This is a genomic window from Pseudomonas sp. NFR02 (assembly GCF_900119375.1).
GTDB lineage: Bacteria > Pseudomonadota > Gammaproteobacteria > Pseudomonadales > Pseudomonadaceae > Aquipseudomonas > Aquipseudomonas paracarnis.
The window spans coordinates 165,680-180,444 of sequence record NZ_FPJJ01000001.1; the positions used below are offsets into that span (position 1 = coordinate 165,680).

The window sequence follows — 14,765 nt, forward strand, 5'->3', positions numbered from 1 at the left end:
GCGAGGAGGTTTTATGATGTCGATCATAATCAAAGCTGTCAACGGTTTTGATTATGATCGACATCATAGTAATATGCCTATCTCGCACGCTGTCAGGACCACAGACATGAAGATCACCAAGGCGCAGTCACAGAGCAATCGGGCCCATATCGTCGCGACAGCTTCCGAGTTGTTTCGCGAGCGGGGTTTCGATGGGGTGGGCGTGGCCGAGTTGATGGCTGCGGCCGGTTTTACCCAAGGCGGCTTTTACAAGCACTTCGGTTCCAAGGCGGACTTGATGGCGGAAGCAGCCGCTAACAGCCTGGCGCAGTCACTGGCCGACAGCGCGGAGAGGGAGGTGGAGCAGTTTTTCGAGGTTTACCTGTCCAGGCAGCACCGCGACCATCGCGGCGGCGGATGCACATTGGCGGCGTTGTGTGCCGATGCCGCCCGTCAGTCGGACACGCTGAAGGCGACCTTTGCCGAGGGTTTGGAAAATACCCTGCAGGCCCTGGAGGCAAAGTACAACGCGGCTCATGACGGGCCAAAAGAAGACGTGCGGGCGAAAATGCTCGACAGCATGGCCCATGCCATCGGCGCAATCATGTTGTCGCGGGCGTGCCCGGATGATTCCGCCCTGGCCGATGAAGTGCTTGAGGTGTGCCGCAAGGAGATTACGGCATCATTGCCGTAATCCCGCGTGCATCACCTCATGCCGTTTCGGCCACGGGTACCTGAGTGGCCCCGGCCAATGCAGGCAGCACGCCGGCCCGCAGGTCGTTGCCGCTCGGCTGTTGATACAGGCTCAGCCCGAACTCCGGCAACACTGCCAATAGATAATCGAAGATATCGCCTTGGATCCGCTCGTAATCGCCCCACGCCGTGGTGCGGGTAAAGCAGTAGATCTCCAGCGGCACGCCCTGGGCGGTGGTTTGCATCTGGCGCACCATGCAGGTCATGTTCGGCTGGATGTCCGGGTGGCTTTGCAGGTACGCCAGGGCGTACGCGCGGAAGGTGCCGAGGTTGGTCATGCGCCGACGGTTGGCCGACAGTTGCGCGCTGTGGCCCTGGGCCTCGTTCCAGGCCTTGAGTTCGGCCTGCTTGCGGCTGATATAGCCGCTGAGCAAGTGCACCTGGGTCATGCGCACTTCTTCCTCATCGTTCAGGAAGCGTACGCCGCTGGCGTCGATGTACAGGCTGCGCTTGATACGGCGCCCACCGGAGGCCTGCATGCCACGCCAGTTCTTGAACGACTCGGACATCAGGCGCCAGGTGGGGATGGAGACGATGGTCTTGTCGAAGTTCTGCACCTTCACCGTGTGCAGCGTGATATCCACCACATCGCCATCGGCGCCGACCTGAGGCATTTCGATCCAGTCACCGACGCGCAGCATGTCGTTGCTGGTCAATTGCACACTGGCGACGAACGACAGCAGGGTGTCCTTGTACACCAACAGAATCACCGCCGACATCGCACCCAGGCCTGAGAGCAGCAACAGTGGCGAGCGGTCGATCAGGGTGGCGACGATGATGATCGCGCCGAACACGAACAGCACCATTTTCGCCAATTGCACATAGCCCTTGATCGAGCGGGTGCGTGCGTGTTCGGTGCGTGCGTAGATATCCAGCAGCGCGTTGAGCAGGGCACTCATGGCCAAAACCATGAACAGAATGCTGATCGCCAGGGCGACGTTGCCGATGAACAGGATGGCGGTCTTGCTCAGGTCCGGCACCAGGTACAGACCGAACTGGACCACCAGCGACGGCGTCATTTGCGCCAGGCGATGGAAGACTTTGTTATGCCGCAGGTCGTTCAGCCAGTGCAGGGCCGGCTGCCGGCCGAGCAATTTGACCGCGTGCAGGATGAGGTAACGGGCGACCCGTCCCACCACCAATGCCACCACCAGCAACACCAGCAAGCCGAGGCTGGAATGCAGGACCGGGTGTTCATCTAGGGCGCCCCAAAGGTCTTGGACGTTGAGCCAGAGCTGTTTGATATCCATGCGTGAACCGATTCTTCTGTAAGACAACACGGGGCGATTAGAGCATTTAAGTGCAACAAAGTTGACGCTCTGGACAAAATCGCTGACAAAAAAGCAGCTGATTAGCCCCGTTCGCGTAAAGAAACTCGGTTTGGGCGCCCGAAACCGGTAACCTATGCAGCTGATATTTGTATTTCTTCGAGGTAGCACCCGTGTTTTCCCAATTCGCCCTGCACGAACGCCTGCTTAAAGCCGTGGCCGAGCTTAAATTTGTCGAGCCTACGCCTGTGCAAGCAGCGGCCATCCCGCTCGCGCTGCAAGGGCGTGACCTGCGGGTGACGGCGCAAACCGGCAGCGGCAAGACCGCCGCTTTCGTCCTGCCGGTACTTAACCGCCTGATCGGCCCGGCCAAAGTGCGCGTCAGCATCAAGACCCTGATCCTGCTGCCGACCCGCGAGCTGGCCCAGCAGACCCTGAAGGAAGTCGAGCGCTTCTCGCAGTTCACCTTCATCAAGTCCGGCATCATTACCGGTGGCGAAGACTTCAAGGTCCAGGCCGCGATGTTGCGCAAGGTACCGGACATCCTGATCGGCACCCCAGGGCGCATGATCGAGCAGCTCAACGCTGGCAACCTCGACCTCAAGGAAGTCGAAGTGCTGGTGCTCGACGAAGCCGACCGCATGCTCGACATGGGCTTTGCCGATGATGTGCAACGTCTGGTCGGTGAGTGCGTCAACCGCCAGCAGACCATGCTGTTCTCCGCCACCACCGGTGGTTCGACCCTGCGCGACATGGTCGCCAAGGTGCTGAACAACCCTGAGCACTTGCAGGTCAACAACGTCAGCGACCTGAACGCCACCACGCGTCAGCAGATCGTCACCGCTGACCATAACGTGCACAAAGAACAGATCCTGAACTGGTTGTTGGCCAACGAGACCTACCAGAAGGCCATCGTGTTCACCAACACCCGTGCCGCCGCCGACCGTATCTACGGGCGCCTGGTTGCGCAGGAATACAAGGCGTTCGTGCTGCACGGCGAGAAAGACCAGAAGGACCGCAAGCTGGCCATCGACCGTCTCAAGGCGGGCGGCGTGAAGATTCTGGTGGCCACCGACGTCGCCGCGCGCGGCCTCGACGTCGACGGCCTGGACCTGGTGATCAACTTCGACATGCCCCGCAGCGGCGACGAATACGTGCACCGTATCGGCCGTACCGGACGGGCCGGCAACGATGGCCTGGCTATCTCGCTGATCTGCCACGGCGACTGGAACCTGATGTCGAGCATCGAACGCTACCTGAAGCAGTCGTTCGAGCGCCGCACCATCAAGGAAGTCAAAGGCACGTACACCGGGCCGAAGAAGGTCAAGGCGTCGGGCAAGGCCGTTGGCGTGAAGAAGAAAAAGACCGACGCCAAGGGCGACAAGAAGAAAACCGGCGCCAAGTCGCCGACCAAGCGCAAGATCGCCAACCGGCCGAAGACCGACAACCTGTCGCTCGTCAGCAAGGACGGCATGGCGCCGCTCAAGCGCCGCAAGCCAGAAGCACCGGCTGCCGAATAAGCAGGCGGGCCTAAAAAAACCGGACGATGTCCGGTTTTTTTTCGCCATCAGCGTCGCGCTGTGCTCAACGCTTCCCCGCAGCTTCTCTGAGCTCCTTGAGCCGCGCATCGATCAACTGGCACTTGTCGGGAAACTCGGCGCTTTCGGTATCCAGGTCCATCTTCTGTAACTGGTCATTCATCTCCTTGGCCTTGGTCGGGTTCTGCTCGGTGAGCTTGGACACTTCCTTGGCCAGTTCCTCCCGCTTGGTCGTGGCCTCCTCGGGCGTGCAGCCCCAGGCGGGCAGGGCGCTTATCAGCGTGGCGGCGAGAGTCAGCTTCATCAAGGTTTTCATGGTCGGACTTCCTTGGCAGTGATGTGCAGTTGAGGTGGCAAACCTCTGCAAAGTTCAGAGAAATGACGCCCGTCCGTTTGGTTGAACGGCCCGTGCCGGAACGTGTCACTCCCTAAGACGGGCTAACTCCATCGGCCTGCAGGAGGAATCAGGATGACGACTTACAATTGGGATCTGATCGAACGTCTGCTGCATGAAGTGCAGAACGGCGAGGGCAGCTTTGCCCCGCGCAAATACGCCGAACAGGAAGCGGCCGAGAAGGCGACGGCCGGCGAGGACACTGGCAACCTGGACGCGCTGAAGAAGACCGCTGCCGACTACGAGGCGCTGCTGTTCAAGCGTGGCTTTATTGAGTCTCGGCCTGAGGAAGAGGGCGGCAATGGCGAGAACTTCATCCTGACGGCGCTGGGGGCGCAATTGCTGGCGCTGATCGACAGTTCGATTCCGGGCAATGATCATCCGCGTCAGGTGTTGGATGAACAAGCGGATGCGCTTGATCCGGCAACGTTCGCGGAAGTGGCCTCAAAAGCCCAGATCGCCTGATCCTCTTATGCCCCCGGCGCCCCTGAGGGTGCCGGGTGAACCTGTCGAATCGGTAATCTGCCGCTAAGGTTGCTGACAGCCGGCGACTCCTAATCTGCTGCCATTCAACTCACGGACTTGAATCGGCATGCACTCCACAACCTCCAGACGCACATTCGTCAAAGGCCTGGCCGCAGGCGGCCTGTTGGGCGGGCTCGGGCTTTGGCGCCCCCCTGTGTGGGCACTGATCAGCCCCGGCCAGCCCACGGTGCTCGCCGGCAGCGAGTTTGACCTGTTTATTGACCAGACCCCGGTCAACCTGACAGGCCAACCGCGCACCGCGTTGACCGTCAACGGCAGCCTGCCCGGCCCGCTGTTACGCTGGCGGGAGGGCGACACCGTGACCCTGCGCGTGAAAAACCGCCTTGGCGAGCCCACTTCGATCCACTGGCACGGCATCCTGTTGCCATCGACCATGGACGGCGTGCCCGGCCTGAGCTTCAAGGGCATCGAACCGGGCGGCCTTTACGTTTACCAGTTCAAGGTCAAGCAGCACGGCACCTACTGGTACCACAGCCATTCCGGGCTTCAGGAGCAGCAGGGCGTGTACGGTCCGCTGGTTATCGATCCCAAGGAACCCGAGCCTTATAGCTACCAGCGCGATTACGTGGTGATGCTGTCGGACTGGACCGACGAAGACCCCGTCGCCCTGATGAAAACCCTCAAGAAGCAGTCCGATTACTACAACCTGCACAAACCCACCCTGGGCGATTTTATCCGGGATGTGGGCAAGCAGGGCTGGTCGGCCACGGCTGCCGACCGGCTGATGTGGGCGCAAATGAAGATGAACCCCACCGACCTTGCGGACGTCAGCGGCGAGACCTACACCTACTTGCTCAACGGCCAGCCGCCTGGACAGAACTGGACCGGAGTGTTCAAGGCGGGGGAAACGATTCGCCTGCGTTTTATCAATGGCTCGGCGATGACCTATTTTGATGTGCGCATTCCAGGGTTGAAAATGACCGTCATCGCCGCGGATGGTCAGCCGGTAAAGCCGGTAAGTGTCGACGAGTTCCGTATCGCCGTGGCGGAAACCTACGACGTGCTGGTCGAGCCTGTGGCAGAGGCTTACACCCTGTTTGCTCAGTCCATGGACCGCACAGGCTATGCCCGTGGCACCCTCGCCCGGCAGATGGGAGCGACCGCCTCAGTTCCACTGCTTGATCCGCGCCCGTGGCTGACCATGGAGGACATGGGCATGGGCGGCATGGACCACGGTGCCATGGCCGATATGCCGGGCATGGAAGGCATGGATCACAGTGCCATGGGCGCGATGGCGATGCAGAAACACCCCGCCAGCGAGCAGAACAACGCGCTGGTAGACATGCAGGCGATGAACCCGGTGCCCAAGCTGGACGACCCTGGAGTCGGCCTGCGCCACAATGGCCGCCGGGTGCTCACCTATGCCGACCTGCGCAGTACCTTCGAAGACCCCGATGGCCGCGACCCCTCCCGCACCGTCGAATTGCATCTCACCGGGCATATGGAAAAGTTCGCCTGGTCGTTCAATGGCGTGAAGTTTTCCGATGCCGAGCCCTTGCAACTGACTTATGGCGAGCGCGTGCGGGTGGTGCTGGTCAACGACACCATGATGGCCCACCCGATTCACCTGCATGGCTTATGGAGCGACCTGGAGGACGAAAACGGCCAGTTCCTGGTGCGCAAACACACCATCGACATGCCACCGGGCTCCCGTCGCAGTTACCGCGTCACCGCCGATGCCTTGGGGCGCTGGGCCTATCACTGCCACCTGCTGTACCACATGGAAATGGGCATGTTCCGCGAGGTGCGCGTGCATGAATAAGGAAGCGAGCATGAACCGTTGCGTCTCGTCCCTTTGCATCGCTTTCGCCACGCTGGGGTTCGCCCCATGGGCGTTGGCGGCCGAGGATGAATTTCAGGGCATGAGCCCGGCGACGCCAGCGCTGACGCAAAGCCGTACGCCGATTCCGGCGCTGACCGACGCAGACCGTGCAGCGGTCTACAACGCGCCGGGAGGGCATCAGGTGCACGACAGCGGCGTCAACTCGATGCTACTGGTCAACCAGTTGGAATTGCAGGGTGGCGACGGCAACGCGCAGACTTGGGACATCAAGGGTTGGGTCGGCGGTGACATCGACCGGTTGTGGCTACGCAGTGAAGGCGAACGCAGCGCCGGCCGCACTGAAAGCGCCGAAGCCCAAGCGTTATGGGGGCACGCAATCAGCCCGTGGTGGGATGTGGTCGGCGGCGTGCGCCAGGACTTCAAGCCCGGTGCTAGCCAGAGCTGGGCGGCCTTTGGCCTACAAGGCATGGCGCTCTACAACTTCGAGGCCGAAGCCACGTTGTTTGTCGGCGAATCGGGGCATACCGCCGCACGCCTTGAGGGTGACTACGACATTCTGCTCACCAATCGCCTGATCCTGCAGCCGACCGCCGAACTCAACTTCTATGCGCAGAACGATCCGCAACGCGGCGTTGGTTCGGGCTTGGCGGAAAGTGAACTGGGCCTGCGCTTGCGCTACGAAGTTCGGCGCGAGTTTGCGCCTTATGTCGGTCTCAGCTGGAACCGCACTTATGGCCAGACCGCGCAATACGCACGGGACGAAGACGAAGACGTTAACCAACTGCACTGGGTGGTTGGCGTGCGCCTATGGTTCTGACCGCAAGCATCCATCAAGACTGTGCGCTTTTCAGGCATTTGAGCGCCTGGAAGTCGCTGCGGACCTTGTCGATTTTCTGGGTGAGTTTCACGCGCTGCGCTGGGGAGCTTTGGGCCATCACGTCCACGAGCAAGCCGCGCGCGGCGGCTTCGGTCTGTGCGTAGGCGGCGCGGTATTGCGAGGTCCACAGGCTTTCGCGGTCCACCAGCAGTCGCTGGATTTTCTGCGGGAAATCGGCATTGTGGCGTTGTTGCAGCGCCTCGATAAATTGCGCCTGCCAATGGGCGCGGTTGCCGATCCACGCTTGGTTTTGCGCGCCCAACTCGGCCGACCAGGCCGTGACGCGGTTTTGCTGGCCTGGGCTCAACGGGCCGATCCAGGCGTCCAGGCGCTTGCTCATACGCTCGGCGCGTTCCTTGATTTGTTGAGCCAGTGGTGGCTTGAGGTATTCGTCCTGGCGCTTGCGCAGGTCCTTGGCCAGAGCATCGCTCATGTCTTTGACCTGCTGATCGTCCAGGCCTTGCAGCAATTGCACAGCTGAGGGCGTGATTTCCCGAGCAATCTCGGCAATTGCCTGTTTGGCTTCGACAGTACGGGTTTGCAATGCGGCGTCGGTGACCTGGTTACTGTCGACCATCTGCTGCAGGCGGTCGAGCCAGTCCAGGTAGCCAGGCAATTGCGTGGTGCAGTGCCAGGCCAGGTGTTCCTTGAGGGTGTCGTTGAACCAGCTCTTTTGCCCGGCATTCATGTCCAGGTAGTCGTTGAGGGTCCAGGGGATGATCACGTCGAGGTTACGGTAGGCCAGGCCCACGCGATTGCAGCCGGCGAGCACCAGGCTCAGGGTCAGCAGTACCATCAGGAGTTTGAGCCGGCGCAACATGGGCAGGTCCTTGCATGGAGGGCGTTAATGCATGTGAACCTGCGCGGGGTGCGACAGTTCAGCCCATCAATAAAACGACCGCGCGGCCTTCAAGGTCAACAGCCCATCACATTGCGAGTTGTGTCCGGAGTAGGCCGAGCAGTCACTGCCGCTGAGGCTGGAGCCGCTGTAGATCAGGTCCAGGTCAATGCCTTTCCAGGCCCGGGAAAACTGCACCGACCAATCGCTGAAACTGCTGATGGCGCCGTTCTCTACCGAGACCGGTGTGCCCAGTTGATGGGTGGTGTACTTCATGCTGACGCCGATGCCGAAAGGCTGGGTACCGCCCAGGTCGGCAAACAGGGTACTGTCCTGGCGGTCGGGGTCGTTGCTGAAGGACACGCCAAAGCGGTTGCCCAACAGGTTCAGCCCGCCGTAGAACTCCTGGCTGTCGAGGGGGCTGACCTTGGGGTAGCTGTAGTGGATCAAGCCGACTTCGTAGCCCAGGGTCTGGTCGAACGGACGCTTGAAGCCCATGTAGGAGTCGACTTCAAGGTTATTGGCCGACGACAGGCCCATGTTTGGGGAAAACTGGCCGAAATACAGGCCGCTGTCGTGGGTAAGGTCCAGGCCACCGTGGAACGAGTCGCTGCCAGGGGCGGTCGGCTTGACCAGGCCCTGGGCCATGGTGCGGCTGGGGGTGGTGCCTAATTTCAGGTCGAAGTCACCCAGTTCACGCTGGAAGATATGCGCTTGGGCCAAAGGGCTGGCGACCAGGAGGCTGACCACGAAAATACAGCGTTTAAGCATGCTTCACTCCATGAAAAGCGAGGAGCAGTAACGGAAAGATTCAGGCGGATGCCCGTGCTAGACGTGTGCAAGGATACCGGCGAATGCCTGGCGTTGAGGCCCGTTCGTCGATTAGCTGCGTATTGAAGGTGTGAGGAGGGGGTTGCAACTCTAGTCCTAGCGCCTTGAAGGCAAGACGCTTAGGGACCAGATACAGTGCGAGGGTATGACTATTACTTCTTGCCCAGGCTGATCTGCTTGGACGGGCCGAAAGTCTGGCCGCTCACGCCCTTGGCAATTTGCTGGATTTCGCCGCCGGACTTGAGGAACGCAGCAATCTGGCTATTGATCGATTCGCTGGTTTCAACGGCGGGAGCTGGCTTTGCTTTGCTGTTGGATGCTTTTACACGCATGGCGGCCACTAACCTGTAGAAAATTAACTTGGCCAGGCATCGTACAGGAAATACTTGACAATTGCTTGGCAAATATCCCTCAGGATTAATATCCAGCGCTGGAAATAGCCGAAGTTCAACGCCGAAATAAAGCGCTAACTTACTGTTTTAGCTGGAAACCACAGGCCGGGTGGCCCGCTGATGGCCTGCTCAAAGTGAACCGAACGATCAGACGAGTGGGGCGCTGCCATTGGAACGCCATGCCAGCCCGCGATTTTTCAGGCGCGCGCGCGTGCAGGGCCCAACTCGGGTAGAATGCCGCCCACGCAATGAGGGTATTGGAAATGGCTTTAGTCGGGCGCTACAACAGCTTGCAAGTGGTCAAGCACACTAACTTTGGTTTGTACCTCGATGGTGCGCAAGATGGGGAAATCCTCTTGCCTAATCGGTATATCCCTAAAGATATTCCCAGTGAAGATGAAGACTGGCTCAACGTTTTCATTTATCTGGACAGCGATGACAAACTTATCGCCACCACCGAAAAACCCAAAGTTCAAGTCGGTGAATTCGCCAGTTTGAAAGTTGTGGAAGTCAACAGCATTGGCGTATTCCTTGATTGGGGTTTGCCCAAGGATCTGCTGCTGCCGTATTCGGAAGAAAAACGCCAGCTGACCGCAGGTGAGTATTGCGTGGTGCACGTCTACCTCGACAAGCACACCAAGCGCATCACCGCCACCGCTCGCCTTGACCGTTACCTGGACAAGACGCCAGCCAACTACCAGGTGGGCCAGGAAGTCGACCTGCTGGTGGCCGAAGCCACCGACATGGGCTTCAAGGCGATCATCAACAACAAGCACTGGGGCCTGATCCACAAGAACGAAGTGTTCAAGTTCCTGCGTCCGGGCAAGGAAGAGAAGGGTTTCATCAAAGAGATCCGCGCCGATGGCAACATCAGCCTGAGCCTGCAACCGGTGGGCCAGGAAGCGGCCTCCAGCCTGAACTCGAAGATCCTCGCCAAGTTGCGTGACAACAACGGCACCCTGCCGGTCAGCGACAAAAGCGACCCGGCGGTGATCAGCAACTTGTTCGGCGTGAGCAAGGGCAACTTCAAGAAGGCCATTGGTGCGCTCTACAAGCAAGGGCAGATCGTGATTCATGCGGACCGCATTGAACTAAGCTGAGTACAGGCTGCTCTCCTGTAGGAGCGAGCTTGCTCGCGAAAATATTCCAGGCGCAGTGTGGCGTCGGATGTACGTTTTTCGCGAGCAAGCTCGCTCCTACAGGGTTGTGTCATGTCGAAAAGAACGGTTTTTGCCTACCTCGGCACCTTGCTCGCCTTCCTGGTCCTCGACGGCCTCTGGCTTGGCGTGCTCATGGGCTCCACCTATAAATCCCTGCTCGGCACGCTGATGCTTGATCAGCCACGCCTGTTGCCTGCGATATTGTTCTATCTCCTGTATGTCCTCGGTTGCGTGGTGTTGGTGATCTTGCCCAGCGCCAGTTGGCAGCGCGCTGCGCGTTTGGGCGCCTTGCTTGGCTTGGTGGCCTATGGCACCTATGACCTGAGCAACTGGGCCACGCTTCAAGGCTGGTCCGCCGGGTTGGCGCTGATGGACATGGCGTGGGGCACGTGCCTAACCGCCATTTGCTGCACCGCTGGCCACTTGTGTGCAAATCGGCTGCGGCGGTAGAGGGCGGTTGATCAGTACTGAACCGGCTAATAACAACCCGGTACCGGCAGCGACCAACGCCGGTTGCAGGCCGCCACTGAGGTGGCTGCTGACCGACGCCAATAGTGGCCCGCTCAATTGGCCGACGGCGAAGCTGGCGGTCAGCAGCCCCGTGCTGCGTTGGTAGCCATGGGGTGCGACCTCCCTTAATCGCGCCATCACCAACTGCATGCAGGCCAAAAATGGCGCACCGCACAGCAACACGCCCAGCGCCAAGCCCCAGCCATTGCCCAGCAGGCAGGCAAATACCCCGGTCGCTTGCAGCCATAAAGTCGCCATCAGCCAGCGACGGGTGGTGTTCGGGTGCTTGCGGCGCAGGCTGGCCACCCCCACTCCCAGCGCGGCCGCCAGGCCAAAGCAGGGCCAGAACAGATCGGCCTGCCAGGCCCCGTTGAATTGAGCGCTGGCCATCTGCGACAGAAAAGTCGCCGGGATGATGTAGCCCAGGCCGTACAGGAAATAAATCCAGCACAGGTGCGCGATGCTGCCGTTGCTCCCCGCGCTGGAGACCTGGGTAACAGTGACGTCCGGCTTGGGTAAAAACGGCAGGATCGCCAGCAGCATCACCAGCGCTACCGTCCCGTAGAGCAACCACAGCGTGGCAGAGCTTTGCCCTAATAGGTTGGAAACCAACGCCAGCAGCCCCGTCAGCACAATCCCCAACCCCGGCCCTGCAAACACCAACGCACCCAGGCGCGGGCGGCCGGCGGCAATCGCCAGTGGCTGGCTCAGGCTGGTAATCATCACCAGGGCCCAGGCACTGGCGACCCCGGCGCCAAAGCGCAGCAACAAGTGCGGCCAGAACCCGTTAGCCCAGTAGGACGCCAGGGTCAGCAATACGCACAGCCACAACCCGCCGTAGAGGCGCCCGCGCACATGCTGATGGCTACGGGCAAAGATCGAGTCCACCGCGCCGACGAAATAACCCAGGTAATTGGCGGCAGCGAGCAGGCCGGCGCCGGTCAGGTCGATCTGGCCTTCACTGAGCAAATGCGGCATTTGCGGAGTCAGGGCGAAGCGGCCAATGCCCATGGCCATCATCAGGGCGACGGAGCTGGCGAGTAAACGAATCAGCGGGGACATGTTCAGGTTTCCTGCAAAGAAGCGAATGCCTTGCAGGCTAAGACGGATTGACTTTCTGTAAAATTGAATAATAGTGAGTAACTTGTTCAGTTTTGGAGAAAGTAATGGAGTTCAGTCAATTGCGCATTTTCCAGGCTGTGGCGGAAGAGGGCTCCATTACCCGTGCCGCCGAGCGCCTGCACCGCGTGCCGTCCAACCTGTCGACCCGGCTTAAACAAATGGAAGAGCAATTGGGTGTCGACCTGTTCGTGCGCGAGCGCCAGCGTTTGCAGCTTTCTCCGGCGGGCAAGGTACTGCTGGACTACAGCACTCGCCTGCTGGCGCTGCATGATGAAGCACACGGCGCCGTACAAGGCGGGCAACCGGCCGGTGATTTCGTATTGGGCAGCATGTACAGCACCGCCGCAGTTCATTTGCCGAAGCTGCTGGCGCGCTATCACAAGACTTACCCCATGGTGAACCTTCAGGTGCAGTCGGCACCCAGTGGGGAGTTGCTGGAAGGGCTGATTACCGGGCGCCTGGACGCAGCCTTCGTCGACGGCCCGCTGACCATCGCCACCCTGGATGGCGTACCGCTGTGCGAAGAGCGCCTGGTGCTGATTTGCGAGGCCGATCATCCGCCGGTGCGTGGCCCCCAGGATGTGGCGGGCCGTGCGGTGTTCACGTTCCGGCGCAGTTGCGCCTACCGCACGCGCCTGGAAACCTGGTTTTCCCATGAGCGAGTGGCGATGGGGCGGGCGATCGAGATCGAGTCCTACCAAGGCATGCTCGCTTGCGTGATCGCAGGTTCCGGCGTGGCGTTGATGTCTGAATCCATGCTCGCAAGCCTTCCCGGCAAGGACAGCGTGTCCGTTCATCCGCTGACCGGGCCTTTTGCCACTGCGACCACCTGGCTGATGTGGCGAAAGGGTATGCTCGGCGCTAACCTCAATGCATGGATCGACCTGCAGCAAGACGGCAACCCACTGTGCGTGCAAGACACTCGCGCGATTGCTTGAACGATCCGTCAGGATTCGGATCAATTCAGTAATAGTTCGTTGTGGTTTCCTTCAAGCATTACCTAGGACTTAGGGCTACTATCACTGTAGGAAACGGCGACAGAACTCACGCCGGCCAGCACTACCCTCAAAGGGGGCAATCATGAAAGAGAAAATCCAAAACTGGCTCCACGACCTTGGCGTTGCGTTGGGCTTGATCGAGCCTCCGCTGCAACCGGTGCCGATTCGCACGGATGACGAGCAACGTCGGCCCCGTCGCCGCTAAAGAATGTGGGAGCGGGCTTGCTCGCGAAAGCGGTGTATCAGCCAACGGAAAGGTTGAATGACACACCGTTTTCGCGAGCAAGCCCGCTCCCACAGTTGTATTGCACTAGGCGAAAAAAACGGGCGCGACCTCCGACGTCGCGCCCGCTGAAGAAAATATCCCCGTCCCTGTTATAGCTCAAACCACCGCAGCCGCCACCTTGGCCGGCCGACGCGACAGCAAACTCACCAGTACAAAGCTCACCAGCGCCACTGCCAGGCTGTAGTAGATCGGCGTGTTTGCATCCAGCCCATCCTTGAACATAAACACCAGCGCGGTCACAAAGCCCAGGCTCATGGACGTGATTGCGCCCGAGGTGGTCGCGCGCTTCCAGAAGATCGCGCCGATCAAGGGTACCAACATACCGCCCACCAACAGGTTATAGGCCAGCGTCAGGGCGCTGATCACATCGTTCACCACCAATGCGATACCCAGCACGGCAATGCCGGTCAACAGGGTGAACAGGCGGTTGATGCGCAGGCTCGACGCCTTGCCGCCGCGCAGGCGGGGCAGCAGGTCTTCGGTCAACACAGTGGAGGCGGCGAGCAGGCCGGCGCTGGCGGTGGACATCATGGCGGCCAGCGCGGCGGCGATGACCAGGCCGCGAATGCCGTCCGGCAGCGAAGCTTTGACGATCGCGGCGAAGGCATTGTTGACGTTGTCCAGGTCCGGGATCAGCACATGGGCAGCCATGCCGATCAGCGCACAGGCCAGGCCGTACAGGATGCAATAGAAGCCGGCGAAAGTGCCTGCGTACTGGGCGACCTTTTCGTCACGGGCGGTGAAGACCCGTTGCCAGATATCCTGGCCGATCAGGATGCCAAAGAAGTAGATCATGAAGTAGGTGATGATCGTGTCCCAGCCGATAGCGGTGAAGCTGAAGTTCGACGCCGGCAGTTTGGCCACCAGTTCATCCCAGCCACCGACGCGGTACAGGCAGATCGGCAACAGGATGAACATCAGGCCGACGGTCTTGATCACGAATTGCACAATATCAGTGAGGGTCAGCGACCACATGCCACCGATGGTCGAATACACCACCACCACGCCGCCGCCCACCAGTACCGACATCCAGAACGGCAGGTCAAACAGCACTTGCAGCACGGTGCCAATGGCCAGGATCGAGGTCACGCCGATCATCAGCGCGTAGGCCAGCATGATCACCGCGCTGGCCTGGCGGGCCATGGGGTTGTAGCGTTTTTCCAGGACCTGGGTGACGGTGAAGATTTTCAGCTTCAACAGCGGCTTGGCCAGGAACAGGTTCAGGGCAATGATGCCCGCGCCGAGCGCGGCGCACAGCCAGAAACCCGAAATACCATGCACATACCCCAGGCGCACGGTGCCGACGGTGGAGGCACCGCCCAGCACCGTAGCGGCCATGGTGCCCATGTACAGTGACGGGCCGAGGTTACGGCCGGCGACCAGGTAGTCTTCGTGGGTTTTGGCGCGACGCATGCCGTAGTAGCCGAGCACCAGCATGCCGGCGGCGTAGATGAGTACGACGAATAAATCCAAAGCCATGACGGCGGTTC

Annotated in this window: 16 protein-coding genes; 9 read left to right on the forward strand and 7 right to left on the reverse strand. The window is 60.3% G+C overall.

The features are described from left to right. The first annotated feature begins 106 nt into the window (after nucleotides 1-106). Entirely contained in the window at nucleotides 107-673 is a 567-nt protein-coding gene (locus tag BT199_RS00760) for a TetR/AcrR family transcriptional regulator (protein WP_014719420.1), read from the forward strand. Between the two features lie 16 nt (nucleotides 674-689). Here BT199_RS00760 and BT199_RS00765 read toward each other — a convergent pair whose 3' ends face one another. Continuing rightward, nucleotides 690-1,982, reverse strand: coding sequence for a mechanosensitive ion channel family protein (locus BT199_RS00765; protein WP_014719419.1), 1,293 nt, complete (start codon nucleotides 1,980-1,982; stop codon nucleotides 690-692). 191 nt (nucleotides 1,983-2,173) lie between these two features. Here BT199_RS00765 and BT199_RS00770 point away from each other — a divergent pair, with 191 nt between their 5' ends. Continuing rightward, nucleotides 2,174-3,520, forward strand: a complete 1,347-nt coding sequence (locus BT199_RS00770) for a DEAD/DEAH box helicase (protein WP_003193110.1) — start codon at nucleotides 2,174-2,176, stop codon at nucleotides 3,518-3,520. A gap of 64 nt (nucleotides 3,521-3,584) precedes the next feature. Here the strand turns inward: BT199_RS00770 and BT199_RS00775 are convergent, their stop codons facing one another. Then, nucleotides 3,585-3,854: a hypothetical protein gene (locus BT199_RS00775; protein WP_072433675.1), complete on the reverse strand. Its 270-nt coding sequence runs from the start codon at nucleotides 3,852-3,854 to the stop codon at nucleotides 3,585-3,587. A 153-nt stretch (nucleotides 3,855-4,007) separates the two neighbouring features. On the opposite strand from BT199_RS00775, the gene BT199_RS00780 reads away from it, so the two are divergent. From BT199_RS00780 to BT199_RS00790, 3 genes are all read left to right on the forward strand, one after another. Then, complete coding sequence (locus BT199_RS00780) at nucleotides 4,008-4,397, forward strand: hypothetical protein (RefSeq protein ID WP_014719416.1); 390 nt, start codon at nucleotides 4,008-4,010, stop codon at nucleotides 4,395-4,397. Nucleotides 4,398-4,524: 127 nt separating this feature from the next. Continuing rightward, nucleotides 4,525-6,240 carry a copper resistance system multicopper oxidase gene (locus tag BT199_RS00785; protein ID WP_072433676.1) on the forward strand — a complete coding sequence of 572 codons (1,716 nt, stop codon included), beginning with the start codon at nucleotides 4,525-4,527 and terminating at the stop codon, nucleotides 6,238-6,240. Nucleotides 6,241-6,250: 10 nt separating this feature from the next. Then, on the forward strand, nucleotides 6,251-7,078 hold the full coding sequence (locus BT199_RS00790; protein ID WP_072433677.1) for a copper resistance protein B: 828 nt from the start codon (nucleotides 6,251-6,253) through the stop codon (nucleotides 7,076-7,078). Nucleotides 7,079-7,091: 13 nt separating this feature from the next. Here BT199_RS00790 and BT199_RS00795 read toward each other — a convergent pair whose 3' ends face one another. The 3 genes from BT199_RS00795 to BT199_RS00805 form a co-directional block, all read right to left on the reverse strand. Further along, complete coding sequence (locus tag BT199_RS00795; protein ID WP_072433678.1) at nucleotides 7,092-7,958, reverse strand: DUF6279 family lipoprotein; 867 nt, start codon at nucleotides 7,956-7,958, stop codon at nucleotides 7,092-7,094. A 66-nt stretch (nucleotides 7,959-8,024) separates the two neighbouring features. Continuing rightward, the gene (locus BT199_RS00800) at nucleotides 8,025-8,747 is read right to left on the reverse strand and encodes a TorF family putative porin (RefSeq protein WP_019820453.1); all 723 of its coding nucleotides are present in this window, start codon (nucleotides 8,745-8,747) and stop codon (nucleotides 8,025-8,027) included. 212 nt (nucleotides 8,748-8,959) lie between these two features. Continuing rightward, entirely contained in the window at nucleotides 8,960-9,139 is a 180-nt protein-coding gene (locus BT199_RS00805; RefSeq protein ID WP_003193095.1) for a hypothetical protein, read from the reverse strand. Between the two features lie 323 nt (nucleotides 9,140-9,462). On the opposite strand from BT199_RS00805, the gene BT199_RS00810 reads away from it, so the two are divergent. Together BT199_RS00810 and BT199_RS00815 are read left to right on the forward strand one after the other, a co-directional pair. Further along, nucleotides 9,463-10,299 (forward strand): CvfB family protein, encoded by an 837-nt coding sequence (locus BT199_RS00810; protein ID WP_019820451.1) that lies wholly within the window; start codon nucleotides 9,463-9,465, stop codon nucleotides 10,297-10,299. A 111-nt stretch (nucleotides 10,300-10,410) separates the two neighbouring features. Beyond that, nucleotides 10,411-10,809, forward strand: coding sequence for a DUF2177 family protein (locus BT199_RS00815; RefSeq protein ID WP_058410744.1), 399 nt, complete (start codon nucleotides 10,411-10,413; stop codon nucleotides 10,807-10,809). Here the strand turns inward: BT199_RS00815 and BT199_RS00820 are convergent. Continuing rightward, nucleotides 10,753-11,931: an MFS transporter gene (locus BT199_RS00820; protein WP_072433679.1), complete on the reverse strand. Its 1,179-nt coding sequence runs from the start codon at nucleotides 11,929-11,931 to the stop codon at nucleotides 10,753-10,755. The genes BT199_RS00815 and BT199_RS00820 overlap by 57 nt on opposite strands. Before the next feature lie 104 nt (nucleotides 11,932-12,035). Here BT199_RS00820 and BT199_RS00825 point away from each other — a divergent pair, with 104 nt between their 5' ends. Both BT199_RS00825 and BT199_RS27330 read left to right on the forward strand, forming a co-directional pair. After that, complete coding sequence (locus tag BT199_RS00825; protein ID WP_014719409.1) at nucleotides 12,036-12,929, forward strand: putrescine utilization regulator PtrR; 894 nt, start codon at nucleotides 12,036-12,038, stop codon at nucleotides 12,927-12,929. A 142-nt stretch (nucleotides 12,930-13,071) separates the two neighbouring features. Then, a complete protein-coding gene (locus BT199_RS27330) occupies nucleotides 13,072-13,194 on the forward strand; it encodes a PA1414 family protein (RefSeq protein WP_003193089.1) in 123 nt (40 codons plus the stop codon). Between the two features lie 177 nt (nucleotides 13,195-13,371). Here BT199_RS27330 and BT199_RS00830 read toward each other — a convergent pair whose 3' ends face one another. Beyond that, complete coding sequence (locus BT199_RS00830) at nucleotides 13,372-14,754, reverse strand: sodium:solute symporter family protein (protein WP_014719408.1); 1,383 nt, start codon at nucleotides 14,752-14,754, stop codon at nucleotides 13,372-13,374. Nucleotides 14,755-14,765: the final 11 nt, after the last annotated feature.